This window comes from Bacillus cereus group sp. MYBKT14-1, assembly GCF_051915185.1.
Classification (GTDB): domain Bacteria; phylum Bacillota; class Bacilli; order Bacillales; family Bacillaceae_G; genus Bacillus_A; species Bacillus_A cereus.
This window is the reverse complement of sequence record NZ_JBQAEF010000018.1, coordinates 37,913-58,583: the sequence shown is the minus strand read 5'-3', so window position 1 is coordinate 58,583 and position 20,671 is coordinate 37,913. Positions and strand designations below refer to the sequence as shown.

Sequence of the window (20,671 nt, the reverse complement as noted above, 5' to 3'; positions counted from 1 at the left end):
TCGTACTTTTATTAATATCTCCTCAACAACTTGGTATCCTTACCCTCCTAGGTAACAAAAATTATTATTCAGATTATAAGAAGAAAGGGTGTCTCAATTTTAAATTATTGGCTTTTATCGCTAAAAATTTAATAAACTGTCATCTAAAAAGAAACTCTAGTTTAGCCAATAATTCATATAGGGTGCAGTTTCTATTTCATTTACAATATTTATTATACATGCTTCTCTGCAGTGTAATAAAAAAGACATTGAACAAATATGTTCAATGTCTTTTTCCCTCTAATATACTTGCCTTGTTTATCTTGTATTTATATACCAAGTAACTGCTTCTTTTTGGCGTTAAACTCATCTTCTGTAATAACACCCATATCGCACAGCTCTTTGAATTTCTTTAATTCGTCTGCTGTTGATATTGGAGCAGATACTTCTTGTGGTTGAGCTTCAGTAGGTTTGCTTTTTAAAGCATCTAGAACTTGATGGATATGATTATTAATGGATTTTGCTGAATCTTTATCTAACGCAACTTTGATCTTTTCTTGCGGAGTATCAATTGTTAGAAAGCCTAACTACATCCCTATTTCAAAAGATATATCATTTATCTTTTCATGATCTACTGCTTTGAATTTTTCACCAGTCATTGTTTTTTGTCCGAACATAATGCGTTTATTAGTTATGGCGTAGGCATAATAACCATCATGCTTTGTTGTAGATTGATAATCGTGCATTCCGATATAAGTCATATGAATTTTTTCGCCATTCATCAAGTTATCTTCTAATACCTTGAAGTGTTTTACACCCCACTTTTCATTAAAGCCAGAACCGAATTTATTATCTATACAGAATTGATACATTCCTTCAGCGCATGACAATGGATCCTCAGCAAGTTTTGCTACCCTTGCATCGATTGTAGCTTTCAATTCTTCGATAGTGTCCGTACTTACACTTACAACACCCAAGCCACCTGCTTTATGAAAGCAATCTGGGCATAGCCATGCATCAGATTTTAGTATTTTATAACGATTTAAACCAACCTTTGTATCACAAATACCACATACTGCCTTTTTAAAAAAAACCATAATTCTTCCTCTAGTTATATATATCGAATAGTAGCAAACAAACTTAACATTCTACTAAATATTATAATTTATAAATATAAGTATAACACACCTAAAACACTATAGAGAAACAAAGCCTTAACCTTTGTTTCTCTATAGTTTAAAAGGAAAAAAGACATTGAAACCAACTGTTCAATGTCTTTTTTCTTTTTAAATGTTTGTATACTCAAAGTATAATTTTTCTGGTTTTCCATACATGTTAATTTCATTTTGATATACGACAGCTAATGGCTGAGACATCTCAATGCTTTCCACATAGGATAATGAAGCAGTTGCTTCTATTTTTTCTTTAATCTCATTAGGAATGGCTGAGTAAGATAAGTTATTCATTTTACTTCCTAGTTTAGTATCTGTAGCAGCTTCATAGTAAATTTCGGTAATTAAGACTTCATTATCATCTGGATCATACATGTATCCTCGATTAACTGTAATCATATTATATAACTCCTCTCAAGTTTCATATTCTAATTCCTTGTGCTTTTAGCATTGCAACAAGTACTTTACATATTTAGATTCCCTTGTTCTTCTCTTTCGAATGCCATTATGAATTGATTCTTATTATCTTACCTAATAGTAAAATTTAGTGATTTGCAATAATATAAAGGTTTGATTTTATAGATAGTAAGTTCATAATATTTAACGTGTTAATTAATTTTTTCTTTTGAAAGTTTTAAATGATTTCCCCTATTGATAATGTTGGCTTATCTAAAGTAATTGCATGTTCATATTTCATCATAAATATCCTCTTTTCTAAATAAAAATCACGAAACATGTGCGTTTTATCCATATTTTTTTATGCTATACTCTGTAAAAATTCATATAATCTCTCCCCTAAATTAAACAAAAAGCACAAAATTTGTGCTTTCTCATTTAGCATATTTTTAGTCCTAAAGGTTTATGTATAAATGATTCCTAACTTGAAGACAACACAAAAAGGACTTCTTCAAGTCGATTAAAACGTGCATAGCAAAATAAGCTATATATACACTAATCGGCTCAAAGAAGCCCTTTCATAATTGAAACAAAAATATAACTTGTTTCTAAAACTCAACCACAACACATAGGGCGTGGGAATAGACGGAATCAATTAAACAATAAATATAAATTTATATTAAACCATTTTTATATTATATTCAATTGTTTTCAATAGAACAGGGATAAGAAGGAAGTTTATATGCAGATCCCACATGTATTGTATAATAATGCCCCTGATTCCCCTGCTATAAATCCCCTCTTATATTCAGGCCCTGGTATTACTTCATGTACTGTATTTCAAAATATAGTTTTTCGGGCTTTTGATTTTGAACTAAATAACAAAGTATTTCCTTAATATTTTTTTCTTCTACTTCAACATTTTCCATATAGGTCATACTTTCGTTTTCCTGGACCTTTTCAAAAATAGCAATAGGTACTTTAACTGGCTCAAATATCCCCATTTTACTGCCTAACTTTTTTTCTGATGTACCATCATAGAAAATTTCATTTACTATTACCTCATTATTATCAGGATCGTACATGTACCCTCTTTGTATACGTAGCAATATAGTACTCCTTTCTTGTATATTCCTCCAATGAAATAACTATATTTGTATATAATGTTATTTTATTAACAGGTGTCAAAGAATATTATTTCGCAAAATCCTTGCTTTGTATAGAGGTAGATACAGGATTATTAATTTTGTTAAGTTTTTTTGAATATTCCAAGCTAAGTATAAAATAAACAAGCCACCCTTGAAGCGAAAGCTTGTAAGGTGGCTTAGTTTTCTATAAATAGCTTTGTATCTAATTGTTTGATCTCCCCTTCTGCAAGAGGTTGATAAAAAGCGTGTTGTAATCCTTGAAAATGTAAAGATTCCCCTATGCATAACAATACTTTACCAGGAATTAAATCAAGTAATAGTTCATTATTAATTTGCTTTGCTTGTTTTTTAGTAGAAACATAAATAACTAAGATTGTAGGGTTATTCCCTAAGTCCTGCATAATAACATCTTTTCCTGACTCTACAAAAGTCTGCCATCTAGCAATTATTCGTTTTAATCGATCCTTTTGATCAGATAATAAGGTGGAGTATACAACAAAGTTAAATTTACGTTCTTTTCCTCCATTTACTATAAAACTTAAAGAAGGGGTAAAAACCCCTTTACTAATAGATGGATGCATAATATGACCTAAAAATGAAGGAGCGTAGCGTAAATGACAAAGTAGGTCTATGTCATGCCAATAACGCAGGTGAACATATTTACCATGATTGTCAAGACGCTCTGGGGCAAAGAAGAACATATTTCCTTGCCAGTATTTTAGTAGTTTAAATCCATTATTGGATAAGGTATATGTTTCTTCAAAGATTTCCATATCAAAAATTTCTACTTGCCATTTTTCGATAAATTGATAGTAAAGTAATCCTTGAAGTGCATTGTTAATTTTCTTACGTGAAAATTTATTCTTGAATAGATATAATAAATGATTAAACCGAACGGATGTATGAACACCAATAAAATTGAGTATAGCATATTGTTCCTCTGTTAAAAGCTGCTTAAACTTAACTAATTCGTCATAAGAGTGGAATACATAGGTTTTATCCAAATCATGTATCCGATATATTTGAAGTCCTTGTATATCTTCACTTGATAAATGAGGAATAGAAGGAATATAAGTAGACGTTTGTTTCTCTATTGTACGCATAATCATCCATTAAAATTGGTAAATTGACGAATTAGATTTTTTACTTTGGCCTTGCGGATAATTTAGGATACGTACAGTTCCTCTTCTATTTTTAGCATCAATATTAAGCAGCTCACATGTAACAATTGTTTGGTTTATTGCGTCATCCACGGTTGGATTTGCCAGATTACGACCCTTTAGCCCTTTAAACTGAATACCTGGTGCAACTTCTACGAAAATCCCAGCAATAGCATCTACACCTACAATTTTACCTACAAAGCGGTCACGTCGTTTGTTTAATTCTAATAGTTTTTCCATTGGATCCGTTTCTAGTTTCTTTTTATTTCCTCTAAACTCATAGCGCCCATCCTTTTCCACTACTTTATCGATGATAAGCTCTACAACATCACCAATAATAATATCCGCCGAACGAACGAATGAATGAGACCATTGCGAGTATCTTACTCCTACTGTTACACCATGAACTTCAACCAGAATAGTTTGTGCAGATGGAATATGTCCAGAAACTGTTCCTGTGTATACTTTATTCCCCTCTTGCTCTACTATTTCTTCATATAATTTTCTTTGCAGTGCAAGTTCTCCTGCAGTGATAGATACAACAGCAAAGTTCCCTTCCTCAGTTCTTTGGAAATGCTCAATAATAACGGGTTTTGTTTTACCTATCAGCCATTGAGGATTTTTAGGAATATTTATACCTGCCTCTGTAAGTGGACAATATGCTGTCGTATGAGTACCAATTTGCATTGTGAGCACTTGTATCCGCTCAGATGTCCCGTTTTTAGTTGGGAATAATTTTTCAGATACTATGGTAATTAAGCCTTTCCCTACAGTACGTTCACGTTTCATACGAGCTAATTCTTCTAATTCATGTTCACGTATTCTTTCAAATTGATTGAAAGTTGATTCTATAAAGATGTCCTCTAGCGTGTTATCCGGTTCAAATGCCATCCCTAGTTCTTTTGTAATATGAGTATTTACCTTATCTTCAACCATTATATTTTCCTCCTAGAACGTAAAAAAGGACACACCTGTACCGTTGGAATGGTACGTAAGGTGTGTCCTTCACGTAAGTCATGTTTTATTTGTATAATTATTAATTAAAATATAACGTTTTTATGTAATTTGTGCAAGTATTATTTTTTGAAAAGGGAAAAGTTAAAATACTATATCTAACCTTTCCTCCTAATTTAAGCTAGATTTTCCCTAAAAATATAATCTTGAATAAAAAGTTATTCTAGGTTTCTATAGGTATTAATCAAAAAAATCATCTAATTCCTTACTCATTACATTAGATGTATTTTTCTTTTGTTGCTGGTTTTTATTAAGTAGTGAATTTGTATTGTTATACGTATTCTTTTGTTTGGCTTTTAAGTCTTTTTTGCGTTCTTTATAGTCCATATGTTTATCTTCATGCTGCTCTTCATTATTTCTAATGTTCTCTACCATATTCTTTTCTAAGTTTTGATGAACAGTAATGCTAATAGATTCGTATACTTTTGCAACCTCTTCATCAAGTTTATTTTCTTTAGTGGGATTAACTGTTTTTGTAGCTGGTTTCAAATTAGTTTTCATATCTGTTTTTGTTTCCTCTAGTACTGTGGTTATAAGTCCCTCTGTTAGAAGCTTTTTTTGCAATGGATCAGTTTCTACAGGAATTCCTAAATCAATTGGGTAATCTATATCCCTTTTTAGTTCCAACATAGTATTAGATACCTCTTTCTTCTGTTCTGCTAGCTTCATATTTTTTTTAGGACCTACTATTTCCCTATGTGTCCCTTTTGTTATATTCGGCAGCGCGCCATTCCGTTGTAGGGCATCTTGTAATCTTGAAGCACGTGTATAATCAATTTTAAATGCGTTCTGTAGTGCATGTATAGAAGAATTCCCTGATTCCTTAACAAAGGCTACTACATCATCATATAGGATGTCTTTAAAGAAGCCTGTTTCCTCTTGCTTTGCTTCTGATTTTTCGTTTGGAATGCTATTTTCTCGTGAAGTCGTATTATCTAAATCTGTATTAGATGAAGGAGTAGTATTGATTTGAGAATCCTTTGATAATATCAACGTATTATTATTGTTTGAAATTAAAACTTTACGAGGGCTATTCCCGGTGTAAGTGCTCACAATGTGATTGTGTTCTAACTTCTCAATAAATTTTACAGCCTTTATATGGCTGATTCTGAATTTTCTTTGCAAAAGAGATGGTGAGATTTGTTGTGATTCAATAACGAATGCCTTAATTTCTTCATACAACTTATTTTCAGTTTCTTCAATAACATTTCCCTGTTGACTGACATCCTTAAAATAATCAGGAAAAGTTACATTTTCTACAGTGTTTGTTTCTATGGAATTATTTTGTTCTATTTTATCACCATGCATAGGTGGAAATGATTCTATCTGTTTTATATTATTTGCATCTACATGTTTCATAGGATTTGATTTTGCGATAGATTCTTCAATGAGTCGAAGACGTTCAGTTTCCCAATATTGTCCAGACTTGATCTCTACTTGAATGATTGCTTGAGCAAACTCCTCTTTGGGTACAAAGTTACTAGTAATTTGTTGTACAGGTTGCACATGATTGTCTTGTACAATACGCGCAGCACAAATGAAGGCACCTTGTGCCATGATATCTCCTGGTGACATAACGACTTCTTTTAATTTTTGATATGTCGAACCTAAGCGACTAACGGGATTCTCTTGCATAGGAGAAATCCCTTGTTCGGATTCGGATTCTTTAAATTCCTCTGTTTCACCAAACATGTCAGAGAAAATTTTCGCATCATATGGTGTTACATCACCAAATATCATCTTGTTACGGAACGAACCTAGTAAAGTAAACATATACTGCTCTGTGAAATCCAAAGCTAATTGAGATAGTGTTTGACTTGCAATTGTCAGAATGACTTTATATTTACGAGATTGTGCAGGGAACTCTTTGAACGGGCGTACAACATAATCAGGGAATTCATCCACAATAATATGATGGTATGGTGAAATATTTGGTTCTCTTCGGAATACAGCATTTTGCATACTTAGTAATACGAATTTTCCTAGTACATTAGAAAGATCTGCAAGTTCTCCTTTGGCTGTATTTACTAGTAAAATACCACCTTGCTCTAGGTGAACATCAAAATCAAAATCTGATTTTCCAAATAAAACACGTCGTATTAAAACATTTGAGGCTAAATCTTTTAAGATGTTACGCAAACCTTTTACATATTCTTCTTCCCGGTCATAATGCATTGGTTTTCCACGATATTTTCCAGATTTATAAACGGCCGGTTCCCCTTGGAAACCCGTTTTTTCACGAATGGTATTATCGAACCATTCATCGATACCTTTTATAATCTTATATTCGTTTTTTTGATCACGTGAAGCAACACCACTTTGAACAAAATCATATAATTTTTCTACCTGTACTTTTAATAGTTTGTGCATACGGTGTACACGTTCTACATCGTCGTACATATCTATTAAGTCATCAAAGGTCACATCTTTTTGTGGGTTATGTAGTTTTAATAAATAAATATGTTGCTTAAGGTGGTTCCGTTGTGCTTGTTCAAAGAATGCATTATTAGATTCCGATAGACCCTGGATAACCATTGCAAAAACCTCGGCTACTTTATCAACTGGTCCACGTAAAATATTAATGTTTTTGGTATCAGGGTTTGTGGGATCAATATAATAAATTGAACTTTCAGGAATCTTGTGTGCTTGTACTAACTTAAATACCTTTTGACATAAATCATTACTCGGTTCAATAACAGTTATCCCATTTAAAAATGTTCCTTTTACTTCTTCTGTATCATAATTATTCTTTTTATACGTATTTTCAAACTTATTTATAAAACGTACCATCCAGTGTAAATCTTGATTAATCATTGGAATAATTAAACTAGATGTCTTACCAGAACCAATAGGACCAATAATAATTCCATTTAGGGTTCTATCTTTCCCCTTGATTCGAATCATTTCTTTGTGCTTAATATGAGGACCTATATCAACATCAGGATATATTTGTTCCTCTTGGCTATTAAACCACTTTTGCAACTTATGATTTTTATATTCGTATTTTTGTACCCACTTTAAGATTTCTTCTCTGTAACGGATAATATGGCCACTATACCAAAGAGTAAACAAAATCATAAATACGGTCGGTAAGAATACAAATATCATGGTGAGTGTATGGAAATTTCCTGTTAATACATCCCCTATTGCTTGATATTCACCAAAATTAACATGTTTTGCTTTATTCATAAGATAAGGAATAACTTTCGCATGGATAGGAGTAGTTGCAAACCATAAAAACTGAATATCTACTGCAATATGAGAAGCAATTAAAATTAATAACTTGCCATTTTGAAATTGTAAAGCTGGGATACGGCTGTAGAACCTAAAACTAAATTCTCCTAATAGCAAAGAGAAGAACATTAAAAATAGTGGTACATATGTAATTTCTATAGGATAAGACGGTGGTTCAAATGCATAGTAGAGTAACTGTATGTAGTTTGCTACACCAAATCCAAATGAAAGGATAAATCCGCCAATTAAGGCAATTGTAGTGTATAATGGTAATCTTTGCTTAGATGTCTCCATAAAGGTTCACCTACTTTTTAAAGACATAGTTGAGCTTTATGGTGTAATGTAAAACGATTGTGAAGTTCTGGCTTGAATTGTTCCTTTGATTTTTTTAGAAAGAACTTCGCTGCATCTTCAGTTTGTTTTAAATATAAGTCAATACTATCTCCTTCACACAATTGGTTATATTCTTCTTGAGAAAGTACCGCAATATTTATCTCTAGTTTGTTATTCGTTGCAGTTTCAATTATTACATCGTACCAATAATAATTAGGCTTTCCTGGGATTTTGATATCTTGTAGGGAAACGCAAAATTTAGCTCCCCCTTCTGTAATATGTTTAAGGACTAGTTCTGGAGTTTTAAGTGCTTCTCTTGCTGAGAGCACTCCCCCAGTAGTAGTTGCAAATTGTAAGTTCATTGTCATTTTCCACTTCCACCTTTCTCCATACAAAAAAGGCAAGCGACACCCACTGTAAAAACAGCGTGTGTCGCTTGCCTTAATTTCATATGTTCTGATTTGATTGTAGTTTTGAGTGTTTAGTTCAAATGTTATTCTATCACCTTAAATAATAAAAATCAATAAAATTGTATAAAAGCATATAAAAAATAAAAGATTAATATAATTCTACAAGTTTACGTCTTTTCGGATTAACGTTATTTGCAGCATGTACCATGATCTGTTCATCGGTTGCTATATTTGTATTTTGTATGGATAGAAGTAGTACATTAGCATAAGTGTCCATCAGTAGAATATCTCTAGGATTTTCACGTTTAGGATAGATAACTACAAGCGGAACGCCTTCATCTCCTTCCCTTCTTGAAAACACGATATCATCTAATCTTGCAATCATTCGGTAATCATTTTCATTTCCAAAAATAAAAAAGAAATCTTGAATAGAATCTTTATCTCTCCTGTATGTTCGTCGAAGGCCACCATCTATTGATTCTTTAAAAGTTTGAATTTTTTCGACAAATGTGTAACGCCAATTGACATCTCCTACTGTACGTTGGGATAAAGGAAAAAGAATATCTTGTTCCAAGTTTTGATTATCATCTGTTCCTAGAATGATATCTGAAATAACATCTCCAGCATCTTTCAATGAGCAAATGTGTACATTTAGATTTGGTATATTCATTAATAGTTCATGATACTTCCGCATAGAAAATAATAGATTTTTCATACGTACGTATGGCGGTTCTGCATCTTCTGCAAGGAACATTGATTTGTCGTACATAACAAAGACAACCGTTACATCTTCATTTGTTTTTTTTGTATATTCTATGTACTTCTCTACTTTTTCAACTAAGGTAGAATTGGTTTCTTTACACATATCCATCTCAATATGGATATTTTTATTTTGATATGAAATATGTTCATCAGGAATCAAGGCCAATTGGTTGTCCTCAATTTTCACATTTTTTTTCTGGTAAAAAGAACGAATATCTAATTTATATAATATTTCATTCGTTTGTGTCTTCTTTGTAGTCGCTAAAAGAGTACGGATCATGACCTCGCGTGAACACATTGTGTGAAAAGAAGTTGCTCTTGAGTAACGTCTTTTTGAACTTTTTTTAGAAATTCTTCCTATTTCCATTAAGAATTCAATTGTCTTTTCTTTTAAGGAAAATAAAGCACGTTTCGTAATACTGTCAGCCTTTTTATCAATTCTTTTAGTTAGCATAGCTCCATATTGTGAGTAACGGTCAAGCTTTGTAAATATGCTAGCTTCAGAACATTCTCTTCCCTCAAATGCACTATATAACTGAGTAATTTGTCTTGTTGTAAGTGCTCTTTTGTAATATAAAACTGTAAAGACAAATATATCAGCTTCTTTTAAGTGAAAATGTTTTTTGGTACCTGATCTTCTATATTTATACACTTTTCCGGACAATGCATACACCTCTTATATTGAATTAAACTTAAATTAAATACTTATTATTTTTTATATACTATTACATTGATGTGGTAGTTGTAAAACAAGAAAAAATGAATAAGAGATTCTAATCTTTAGAGATACCTCATTTTGTACATGGAAGTTGAGATGATAACTACTATTATAAATCTCTTATAAATTATTGATTTATAAGGCTCTATTAAATCCTTTGTTTTGTTAGGACGAGCTACTACTAAACGCCTAACAATAGTTATAATAAAATTCCATTTGTAAAATAATGTTATGACGTCCTAACATTTATTAGATAGTAAAAATACCATTTTAATTGATTAAAATTATTCAAGAATTATAAAAAGGCTTATTGATAATAAAGAGTAATTTTCTCTATCTTTAACTCGAAATTCAACTTTTTATATGTGATGAAGCGTTATTTCTAAATCATGGTATTGTCTCGATTTAAAATTACAACTTTTTCTTTTAGTTGTTTTTTATTGCATAGAATTATAAATTCAATTAGATAAATATTATTAATTGTTTCTACCAAATCAAAAATAAGTTAGAAATATGTCTACGGGTACTTAACATATAGGTTTTAGTCACTTGAACTAATTCCCCTTTTGCATCGTTGAGAAGTAGTAATCCTAACTGAAATGATAAAATTAACCAATTGTTAATTTTATGTAAGGTTATAATTGCTATCATCATTCCTACTACATTACAAAAGTTTATATTGTAATGTAAGTATCACTTTGATGTTAATAAGATGAGATCTCACTTTTAATAATCTAGTTTGAACAAATGTTTCTTTTTCATAGTAGTGATGTGGTTGTTAGCCTACTACTTTTAGAATGTCAAATTTGATTTATCTTAGTATTCTCTTTTTTATATGTTGAATATTGAGGGTATTGATGCTGTTCATATGAAATTAACAACCTCTTCTACTGGCTTTCAAGGAATGAATGAAATTGACAAGGAATTGAATTCAAATGAGGAACAGAGGATAATTTTTCTTATAACATATATAATAATGTGAACTAACAAGTACTAAGTGAAGAACAGTGCATTAACATAACATTAACAATGAGCGGTATTATAAGTGATAAAACCTGTTAAAACAGCTAGGTAATAAAGAAAACCTTAGTTTGAATTGCTATAAGAACGTCTTGAAATCTCCCTAGTAATATAAATACACACGACTAATATGAGATATTAGAAAATTACAAAAATTGAAGTTGGATTATGTAAGCTGTACAAATACGATTTACATAAAAGTTGTATATAAGAGTCTTATATACAACTTTTATGTAAATTTGATAAGAAGATTTTTGTTTTAATATTGATATAAAAGTATTTTTTTATACATCGTATATATAAAACTTATATATACGATGTATAAGTTTTTCTTGAATTTTTATGTTGAAAAAATAGGCGGTTTTTAATCGATTTTTTAAAGTTTTAATCTGGATTTTTTAATAGTCTTTGTTGAAATGTAAATCACATGAAATTTAAGATTGATATAACATGTATACGCATTATATATACGTCGTACATTTAAACCCTTATAAAATATGGGTTAATTCTAATTTTGTGTTTATAAGTCTTATATATAAGTGCTGTATATAAGTTTTATTTATAATGACTTGATATACGACGTGTAATGATGTACTATGTTTCTAGGAATAATTAACCAGTGTTTTAAGGGGGGGACAACTTGAACGAAGTTTTAAGTGAAAAATATCAAACAATCAAGTTTGCGGATGAAGTAGTAAACATGTTTGCTGATATACTTGAACAAGATGAGATACTCTATAGTGTATTTCTATACATAGGAAACATAGTAAATAAACAATTTCAAGAGACGAAGTACATGAGGGGCATATCTATTAATGAAATAGTGGAAAATGTAGTTATTGATAGGAGAGTAAAGAAAAAAAAGGGAAAATCCTATTCATTAGAGGTTGAACGTACAAATATATCTAGACGTTCAGCGGAAATAAGTGTGAGTACGCTATCATCAATGTCTTTAATCTATGAAAAAACCATGCATCCATATAAATTTTTGATCTCAACTTATAGAGGGCAACAAGTACTGATTGAGTTAGGGAAAAGAAAAAAGATAAATAAGGAGAGATAAAATAATGGCAAAAAACTTCTTAAAGAATGAAGTGGCAGTTAAAATGACGATGGTCGGTTTTGGTCAAGCTGGTACTAGAATGGTAGATAAATTTGCGGAATATACACATACAGATGGCACAGCAGTATATAATTGCTTAGCACTAAATAGTAATGATGGCGATCTAGCTGAATTAAAAAATGTACCAAAAAGTAATCAAGTTTCACTGAAATTAGGTGGTTTAGGTAAGAACCCTGAGCGTGCAGTAAAAGTCCTTGATTCAAATGAGGAAGCAAAAGAAAAGCTAAAAGAATTTATTACTGAACGTGTAAGACCTACGGATGAACTTGTTTTATTTTTTGCAGGTTTAGGTGGAGGAACTGGAACTTCTACAATCATTAAGGCCATTGAAGAATTTTCGGCTTTTCATAACAAGCCAGTAATCAGACAAGAATTACAAAAGGTTGCGCAGCTATATCCAATGGCTGAAATTAAGGCGAATCAGGCAAAGTTTGCAAGAATAGCCTTTGAAAATGCTATTGAGCGCAAAGACTTTATTAAAATGGGGATTGTTGTAACTCTTCCCGTCCGAGCGGATGGGCCTGATGTATTACGACAAGTAAATAAATTTTCACAGGAAATTTGGAAATTAGCAAATGATAAATCAAAAGGTGTAGCATTTGTAGTATTTGCTGATAACCAGCATTTTTACGATGAATTTAAGGAATTAAATGAAAATGAGAAAAAAGGTGTCGCTAATTCACGAGATTATGCAAATCAACGTATTAGTGAAATTATTCATGAGTTAAATACCGCTGCTAATGGATCTGGTACATCTGTAATACTGGATTCTCAAGACTTTAAACGTATTTTACTTGAGAAAACGGGCTGTTTAGTAATTAATAAGGTTTCACGTAATATGAATCAAATAGAAAATAGCCATGCAATTATAGAAATGTTTCAAGAATCATTAAGAGGAAGTTCTTTCCATCCCCCAATTGATTTGATGAAGAAGAACGATGATGGTTCAGTTGAAGCATCAAAAGTACATCATTTTGGTATGCTTGCTATCCTAGATGAGCAAAAGAATATTAATGATTCCTTTATGGATGACGCTAAGGTAGAAGTTTCAAATAATTTACCTATAAATGGCACGGTCTTTAATGGATATTTGGTGAGTAAGAATGATTTCTTAGGAAGTGTATATACGTTCTATAAAACTGATGCATTACCATCGAGATTATCTAAAGGTTTAGTTGAAGAATTTAATGAGTTTAAAGAAAGACAAAGCCAAATTCAGTATAAAAAATCTCAAATTAGTACGATTGAAAGTATAGATGAGGATGAGGATTTAGGTTTTGCATTTGGAGATTTTATCGATATGGGTAGTGACGAAGAAAACAATAATCCTGGAGCAAATGAAGATGAAGATCTAGCAGATTTTTTAGATCCAGATAAAATGTTTGGTACTACAAAATAATAAAAAAGTCTGGACTAAGTTCCAGACTTTTTTATTATTCTACTGAATTCATAAGAGATTTTATATGCTCAATAATATTATCTTGTATGTACTGCTCTATGAAGAGTTGTTTTTTACTCAAATCTTCCTCTTTTTTAAACCAGCCTGCTTTTCTAGTACGCTCTTCCTCAGGTTTATTATTCCATAAACTCTCTGCTTGTTTTCTTAATTCCTGGCGTGCTCTATGCTCAATAATAAAATTATCAAGCCTATCTTGGCGTTGGCGTAATTTTAGTGTTTCTACATCTTCAGGTTGTGGCAACTGCTTTAATATACTCTCTACCTTCTCTTCATAATGAGATTCAATATGTTTTATTTTTTCTTCTAACTGTTTAGTTACCATTTTTTCAATAATTTCTGCAGTAGCTTGAAGGTTTAATTCAGTTGATACCTCATTAGTTTGATGTTCTGGTGACACCGGTCTTAAATCAAACTGGTGTGGTAAAAGGTCAATAATTGCATCTAAAGACCATTTCTCATCCCTTTTCTGCTTTATAAATAGAGCAATTTCAAGGTCTAAAGCATTATAGAGTTTTTCATTTGTATTTTGAGTTCTTAAAGTTTCATGAAGTCCCTTTTCTTCTAGGATATTGAACCAATTATAAACTGTATTATGATGACGTCCTACTAGTTTTGAGAATTCTGTTATCCGCCATGCTTTTTCGAAAACATTATCATCTAATATATCATCATCGTTAATTTGATGGTCTTGTTTTTCACTTTTTTGCTCAATCATTGTAACTACCTCCTCAAAAATCAACTCATAAACAACTAATTATAATTAACATGTGAGCTGAAATTAACATGTTAGCTAGTATTTCGATAATATTTGTAAAAATCCCTACCAATCCAGTGAATTACATGAAATATGAAATTAACATGTAAACATATGCTTGTTAACAAAACATTAACGCTTAGTATAAAATTCGGTTGAATTAGTAACTTTATTACCAATTCGAAATATATAATTGGTAATGTTTTGTTAATGGGAATATATATATTATGTTAGTAGCACTACTGATAGTTGCTATGAGATTAACAAATTAGGCTACTTAATATTAATGATAAGGAAATAAAGCTATTTTGTAAATAAGTTATAAGGATATAATCCAGGTATATAACGGAAAATACACATACTAACGTCCAAAATGTAATTATCACGTATAAAAACTAGTAAAAAGTAAATAATATTAATATAGATTTAGTATTGTTCAATAAACAAAACGGTATTTAAGGATATAGGAGCACATTCATAATACGTTGAAGAGATTCGTTCCTACTCCCCATTTACTTGCTACGGATCTACTTATGTATATTAATTTAGTATAGAATGTACAATTTAAGTTGTATATTGCATGTCATGATAGAAATTTGTATAGTCAGTATCAACAAAATGAACTTTATCGGCATTTAAGAACAAACTGAGCTTACGAATTGACATTGATGTAAAAGGTGACATTGACATGAAACCAATACTAAAACATTCTTCTAACAACACATAAGCACCTAATGTTAATGTTTTGTTAACTATAATAGGTATATTAACCTATGTTTACATGTTGATCTAAAAAGATTACTTTTAACATGGAATGTGAATCGTAAACGAAGGATTTTATGGGTAATTTTAAGGAAGTTTTTAAGATACTAAAGTTTGACTTAGAATACTAAAATAATCCTGGTGGTCTTTTTTGTAGATATCCGATCTCTAGTACATGCTTGCATATAATAATAAGATCATAAATAAGATGATGAGATTGATATGTTAACCGAAATTAGATAAGTACACTTCGAATATCCATAAAGATAACATTGACATGAAATAAGAAATTGCTATGAGATTAATATAACATTAACAAAAACTATTCAAACTAAGGACGGATCATCCTAATTGTTAATGTCATGTTGATCAGAGATAGAAACTACCATCTCGACTTAGAGATCGTAGTTATTCTAATGGGTGTTTATGACTTAAACTTCCTTAAAAAGTTAATAAAAGTATTTGGTAATAAAATATAGCATGCGCTGGTTTGCTAGTTGTTACATCCTATTAACTAATAATAATAAATATAGATTTATCAAATGGTTTTACGTTAATTCACATCTGAGTACCATCGGATTTATATAATATGTAAAATATCGATATGAAATTAACATCTACACATTTTTATTCCGTTTCATATCAATGTTAATTGATATGTCAATTTCAATCAGGAGTATTAGTATCGGATAATTGTTTATATGACATTAACATATCTGGGTTATGTACTTCTTGTGTTAATAAATTAAATAGAGATAGATTTTCTTTGAAACCTTCTTGATCAAGGAGATTTATAAAAAGAATGGTGTAGCATATTTGAAATTTAGTTATAAATAGCAGTTGTAATGTTCAGGTATATGACTTATTTAGTTGGGCATACTATAAGTATGAGTTTTTTTATGATAAAAAAGTACAGATAATATCTTTACAATCTATAATTATAGATTGTAGTTTTTATAGTATTTGAGTGAAAGAAATGGTTTTGAAATTTAGCTATAATAGAAATGATTTTGTGCGTCATTCAATTTTAAGCATGCGTAAACTAAAAGTCATTTTAATTCATACAAGAAAAACATGTTATGGATATATATTCATCATTAGCATTCCTTTTTGTCTAATAACTAAAATAGGAATCCAAAAGCTATTTTATAATTTTTGTTTGCGAAATATGTAATTAGTAAGTTGGTTTAGGTATGAACTGGCTGGGTTAGTTTAACTTATATTTATCTCTCAATATAGGATTTCATATCAATGTCAGTTGATGTGTTAATATCAATGAACGTGTTTATACCGCTTGATTGTTTACATAACATTAATATGTATTAGTTGTTTGCTGTTAGTTATGTTATGAGTACTATAAAGATTGTTTTATATCTAAAGTTCTCTAAGGCAAGGAATATATCAAATGAATGTTTTTTACTTTTGAAATTTAGTTGTAAATATAAATCGAAATTTTGGTATGAAAATCCTGTACTTAGATATACTAATAGTGTTACCTGAATTAGGTGGTTAAATGACATATGCAAAAAAAGAAAAAGGTTAATCAATTAGAAGCATTATTTTTGTGAGTTTAATTAATAATTGCGAAGTAGTATTGACATTTAGATTTTATAGAGATAATCTTATACATAAGTTTCATTGTTTAAAATTAATATATGAATCGAGAGATATTCAATTCTTGCTAAACGGACACACCGAGGGCATATACCTGCCATTGGTGTGTCTTTTTTTTATTTAATAACTAGAAAATGATAAGGAGAGTATTAAAGAATGAATGAAATTATTAGTGAAAGCAAAAGAAGATTTGATAAATATTGTAAAGATAATCAAGTTTTTGAGGAGAGAATTAATTCTCTTATTAACTACTATTTTTTACTGCTTGCTGATCGTGTAAACATTTTACAAGATAGAGAATTTAATAACGAGGTCGAAGAGAAGCAATTTAAAAGCAGTCTCAAAAGGTTTGAAACATTATTCCCAGCTGCTGCTAAGAATGCATTTCTAAAAGGATATCAGCTTGGTTTAGAGTTTTTCAAACATCCAGAGACAGTGATCCCGGATTCTCTATTTACAAATCCTAATTTTGTACAAGATATTCCTTTTGCAATTGTAAATGCAGCGGAATTTAGCATTTATGAATTAGTTCGAACGGATGAAACACAAGAATTTAGTGTATTTGCTGTTCGAACTTATGAAGGCATTAAACCCATAATGGAGCAAGTATTTTGTGAAATTGCATTGTTTGGTGCGGAAATTTCACTTGAGCATGAACGTGAGGAAAGAGGACTGAAAGTAGTAGAAGGAAAAACAACTACTTTTACAAATGTTCCAGTAGATCGTTTATTTACAATTACTCCATCTGTAGCTGCTAATGTCGTGCATGCAGACGGCCTCTGTGAAATTTGGAGTTTAAACTGGAATACGAAATTAACTTTAGATAATCCTTTTATTGAATTAGCACAAGTAACTATTGTTTATAAAGATAAGACAGAAATACAAAAAAATCTTCGGGATGGATTTATATATGAACAAAGTTTATTTAGTGAGGTACCGTTAGAAGAAATCGAAGATCGTTTAGAGGTTAGAGTCAAATATAACCTTATTGATAATATGCCATGTAATTTGGATGGATTTGAAATAGAAGCGCTTCTCACCGAACTATTAACAAAAATACAAAATGCAACTAATGTGCCTTTTGAAAACATGCTATTACTTTAAAGCGATTTTCTATCAAAGAGGAGTTTTTTATAATGAAAAAGATTGTATTAGCTATTAGCGATACTGTGTATACGGCATATTTACGTGAGGATTTTGTTGGTGCAGGATTTGAAGTAGCTGATAGTGATGTCATGCACATCAAGTATTTAGATGAAATTCTAGATACGGAGCAACCTGATATTTTATGTATTAATGACAAAAGATTAAATATTGATGCGGGACACGAAGATAAGCGAGAATTAATTATTTTACAGAAGTTAAGAGACATTCGCTTTCATCGGGATATTCGCATTGTAGTATTTACAGAGCGTGAAAATGACGATGAATTTTTAGCGAAACTGATTTATTTAGGTATCTATGACATTTTTAACTCTCGTAAAATTGATATTGATAATAAAGTCATACCGCAGCTGCTACAGGAATCGGATATTAAAAATATAGTGGAAATTGTAGGAGCAACTCAGGCACCGCAACATACGAAATTGCCCGAAGTTCTTGTTGATGAGGAAGAAGAGGAAGTATCAAGTGAATTAAAGGAAGATAGCAACAGTAAACTTCCCTCTAAATCTAAATTATTTAAAAACAAACCAAAGAGTAAGTCTATCCAGCAGGAAACGCCCAAAGCACCAATTATAAAAAAACAGTATAAATTGGCTTTTGAGCCGGTATATGAGAAACAAATTGGTATTGCCATTCCAAGAAGAACAATAGTTGTAGCCAGTATGAACAGAAGAAGTGGTGCTACTTTTGTTTCGCATCTTTTAGCTGCTTATTTAAATGAACTACAGATTGATGTGAATTATATAGAGAATTTATATGATGATGGTTATACGTATCCGTTATTAAAGGGATATACAGAAGCACCAGAAAACTATCGTAGTGAATTTATGTTGCAGCGATATAAAGAGATGCTACAGAAGGAATCTGATATATTATCAATTCCAAAATGGAAGCAAGGAAGAATAAATTATATCGTAAAGAATCCTATAGTGGACCAAGAGCTGAAAAACGAAACAGAGCAGGACTTTGACCATTTTATTAAAGTTTTATTGGCCAACCAAGAAGCACCTATATCTATTATTGATGCAGGGAGCGATTGGGATAAGGATTTATACCATGAGATATGTGAAATGGCAGATTACATATTCTTTGTAGCGGAACCAGATCTGCATCAATTGCTAAAGATAGCGCATCCTCTTACACCAAAAGAGAGAAAGCTCGTTTCTTACTTAGATTTAGAGAAAACGAGAATCATTGGGAATAAGTTTTCTCCTGCACTTTTAAAGCATGAAGTAGTAGAAGAATGTTTTGGAGATAAGGTATTAACTGCTTTACTGCCATATGAGATAGAAGATGTATTTGAATCTCAATTAAATAGTAGTACGTTACTATCTAGTCGGAACTATCATAAAGAGTTAGAAGGAATAATGAAGGAAATAGCAGAGTTATTGCTACCAAACCAATTGTTGAACCAAAAGAAAAGTTCCATTTTAAGTGGATTTCGATTTCGAAAGTCAGAAAGTTAAGGGAGTGTGAAAAGGAATGCAAAAGTTTATTATTGCAGCAAGTATGTTGCTGTTATTTGTAGGTTGTCTATTCTTTGTAACTGATATGGTAATTGGAGATACAACCCATACTGATAATAAATCGTCTTTAGAAAGGGGAGGCGAGATAGCTGTGGCTAAGTCTGTAAAAGTAGGTACTCTGCGTGCAGAAGAAGAAATAGCTATTGATCCAGAAAAAGCGAAAAAAGAGTTTGAAAAAGCGTATAACGGTAATGCGGATTTTAAAGATCCTGCTTCAAAACGTAACTTTACTGTCCATGATGTACAGGAGAAACCGGCAATGATTGCTGTCGAAGGTGATGCAGAAGCTGCTAGTTACTTTAAGCAATTTGATGAAAAAAAAGAAACAATAAAGAGTAAAGCAAGAAGTATTATTATTTACGATGCAAATGCAAAAGAAAAACAATTAGGTGGAAACGTAAAATAAAGAAAAAGAGTAGGTGCATTAAGAATGCAAAATACAGTAACTACAGCTCTATTCCTTACACTTTCTTTATTATTAATCAGCCTTTTACCCGAAGGTGTTTTGTATGGAATACAGTTAGTGAAAGCACATAACTTTGCTTCTGATATGGTTGAAATCGCAGAGAATAAGGGTGGATTTCAATATGATTACAATGGAAAAAGGGTTGATTTAGTCCCTGGGATAGAGAAAAGAATGAAAGAAGAAAAGATGGCTGGCTGGAAGTATGAGTATACAAAGGGACGCATTGATCATAGTCAACCTCTTTCTTTTAAGGTGAAAGCAGAACACCATTTCTTAATATTTAAGTTGATTGGTGTAGATGGCATAAAGGCTCCGATATGGGCGAGTAAAGATGGATTGGGACAAGTGTATTTTAAATAATGAAAATTTTAAGACTTGTACTATAAAAGGCTATGCTGAAAAGTATAGTTTTTTTGCTAGAAAAATATATTTATAAATAAATATATAAAAATACTTT

14 protein-coding genes and 1 pseudogene are annotated in these 20,671 nt (G+C 31.0%); 6 read left to right on the top strand and 9 right to left on the bottom strand.

Annotated elements, in window-relative coordinates:
* Positions 1-308: 308 nt before the first annotated feature.
* The 8 genes and pseudogenes from ACTFO4_RS26285 to ACTFO4_RS26250 all read right to left on the bottom strand — a co-directional run bounded on the left by ACTFO4_RS26285 (position 309) and on the right by ACTFO4_RS26250 (position 10,272).
* A pseudogene (locus ACTFO4_RS26285) lies at positions 309-1,076 on the bottom strand (PH domain-containing protein).
* A 189-nt stretch (positions 1,077-1,265) separates the two neighbouring features.
* Positions 1,266-1,550: a hypothetical protein gene (locus ACTFO4_RS26280; RefSeq protein ID WP_000633813.1), complete on the bottom strand. Its 285-nt coding sequence runs from the start codon at positions 1,548-1,550 to the stop codon at positions 1,266-1,268.
* Between the two features lie 818 nt (positions 1,551-2,368).
* Positions 2,369-2,656: a hypothetical protein gene (locus ACTFO4_RS26275; RefSeq protein WP_002164669.1), complete on the bottom strand. Its 288-nt coding sequence runs from the start codon at positions 2,654-2,656 to the stop codon at positions 2,369-2,371.
* 215 nt (positions 2,657-2,871) lie between these two features.
* Positions 2,872-3,798 carry a hypothetical protein gene (locus ACTFO4_RS26270; protein WP_326265590.1) on the bottom strand — a complete coding sequence of 309 codons (927 nt, stop codon included), beginning with the start codon at positions 3,796-3,798 and terminating at the stop codon, positions 2,872-2,874.
* A 9-nt stretch (positions 3,799-3,807) separates the two neighbouring features.
* Entirely contained in the window at positions 3,808-4,791 is a 984-nt protein-coding gene (locus ACTFO4_RS26265) for a hypothetical protein (RefSeq protein ID WP_000228952.1), read from the bottom strand.
* 258 nt (positions 4,792-5,049) lie between these two features.
* Complete coding sequence (locus ACTFO4_RS26260) at positions 5,050-8,397, bottom strand: DNA translocase FtsK (protein WP_440014193.1); 3,348 nt, start codon at positions 8,395-8,397, stop codon at positions 5,050-5,052.
* 17 nt (positions 8,398-8,414) lie between these two features.
* Positions 8,415-8,804, bottom strand: coding sequence for a hypothetical protein (locus tag ACTFO4_RS26255; RefSeq protein ID WP_002164668.1), 390 nt, complete (start codon positions 8,802-8,804; stop codon positions 8,415-8,417).
* Between the two features lie 190 nt (positions 8,805-8,994).
* Complete coding sequence (locus ACTFO4_RS26250) at positions 8,995-10,272, bottom strand: replication-relaxation family protein (protein ID WP_440014191.1); 1,278 nt, start codon at positions 10,270-10,272, stop codon at positions 8,995-8,997.
* Between the two features lie 1,714 nt (positions 10,273-11,986).
* On the opposite strand from ACTFO4_RS26250, the gene ACTFO4_RS26245 reads away from it, so the two are divergent.
* Positions 11,987-12,409, top strand: coding sequence for a hypothetical protein (locus tag ACTFO4_RS26245; RefSeq protein WP_001006726.1), 423 nt, complete (start codon positions 11,987-11,989; stop codon positions 12,407-12,409).
* A gap of 4 nt (positions 12,410-12,413) precedes the next feature.
* Positions 12,414-13,868, top strand: coding sequence for a cell division protein FtsZ (locus ACTFO4_RS26240; protein WP_440014190.1), 1,455 nt, complete (start codon positions 12,414-12,416; stop codon positions 13,866-13,868).
* 34 nt (positions 13,869-13,902) lie between these two features.
* On the opposite strand, the gene ACTFO4_RS26235 is transcribed toward ACTFO4_RS26240, so the two are convergent.
* Positions 13,903-14,643 (bottom strand): MerR family transcriptional regulator, encoded by a 741-nt coding sequence (locus tag ACTFO4_RS26235; RefSeq protein WP_440014188.1) that lies wholly within the window; start codon positions 14,641-14,643, stop codon positions 13,903-13,905.
* 2,571 nt (positions 14,644-17,214) lie between these two features.
* Between ACTFO4_RS26235 and ACTFO4_RS26230 the strand changes: the two genes are divergently transcribed.
* Genes ACTFO4_RS26230 through ACTFO4_RS26215 form a run of 4 tightly spaced genes read left to right on the top strand, consistent with a single transcriptional unit; the run spans position 17,215 to position 20,574 of the window.
* On the top strand, positions 17,215-18,162 hold the full coding sequence (locus tag ACTFO4_RS26230; RefSeq protein WP_440014187.1) for a hypothetical protein: 948 nt from the start codon (positions 17,215-17,217) through the stop codon (positions 18,160-18,162).
* Positions 18,163-18,194: 32 nt separating this feature from the next.
* Positions 18,195-19,688, top strand: coding sequence for a hypothetical protein (locus ACTFO4_RS26225; RefSeq protein WP_440014186.1), 1,494 nt, complete (start codon positions 18,195-18,197; stop codon positions 19,686-19,688).
* A 16-nt stretch (positions 19,689-19,704) separates the two neighbouring features.
* The gene (locus ACTFO4_RS26220) at positions 19,705-20,154 is read left to right on the top strand and encodes a hypothetical protein (RefSeq protein WP_050822523.1); all 450 of its coding nucleotides are present in this window, start codon (positions 19,705-19,707) and stop codon (positions 20,152-20,154) included.
* A 24-nt stretch (positions 20,155-20,178) separates the two neighbouring features.
* On the top strand, positions 20,179-20,574 hold the full coding sequence (locus tag ACTFO4_RS26215; RefSeq protein WP_440014183.1) for a DUF4320 family protein: 396 nt from the start codon (positions 20,179-20,181) through the stop codon (positions 20,572-20,574).
* Positions 20,575-20,671 lie beyond the last annotated feature (97 nt).

Coding starts and splice junctions, on each gene's coding strand:
- ACTFO4_RS26255 (WP_002164668.1), bottom strand. CDS start 8,804: ATGACAATGAACTTACAATTTGCAACTACTACTGGGGGAGTGCTCTCA.
- ACTFO4_RS26265 (WP_000228952.1), bottom strand. CDS start 4,791: ATGGTTGAAGATAAGGTAAATACTCATATTACAAAAGAACTAGGGATG.
- ACTFO4_RS26215 (WP_440014183.1), top strand. CDS start 20,179: ATGCAAAATACAGTAACTACAGCTCTATTCCTTACACTTTCTTTATTA.
- ACTFO4_RS26225 (WP_440014186.1), top strand. CDS start 18,195: ATGAAAAAGATTGTATTAGCTATTAGCGATACTGTGTATACGGCATAT.
- ACTFO4_RS26260 (WP_440014193.1), bottom strand. CDS start 8,397: ATGGAGACATCTAAGCAAAGATTACCATTATACACTACAATTGCCTTA.
- ACTFO4_RS26230 (WP_440014187.1), top strand. CDS start 17,215: ATGAATGAAATTATTAGTGAAAGCAAAAGAAGATTTGATAAATATTGT.
- ACTFO4_RS26220 (WP_050822523.1), top strand. CDS start 19,705: ATGCAAAAGTTTATTATTGCAGCAAGTATGTTGCTGTTATTTGTAGGT.
- ACTFO4_RS26280 (WP_000633813.1), bottom strand. CDS start 1,550: ATGATTACAGTTAATCGAGGATACATGTATGATCCAGATGATAATGAA.
- ACTFO4_RS26270 (WP_326265590.1), bottom strand. CDS start 3,798: ATGCGTACAATAGAGAAACAAACGTCTACTTATATTCCTTCTATTCCT.
- ACTFO4_RS26240 (WP_440014190.1), top strand. CDS start 12,414: ATGGCAAAAAACTTCTTAAAGAATGAAGTGGCAGTTAAAATGACGATG.
- ACTFO4_RS26235 (WP_440014188.1), bottom strand. CDS start 14,643: ATGATTGAGCAAAAAAGTGAAAAACAAGACCATCAAATTAACGATGAT.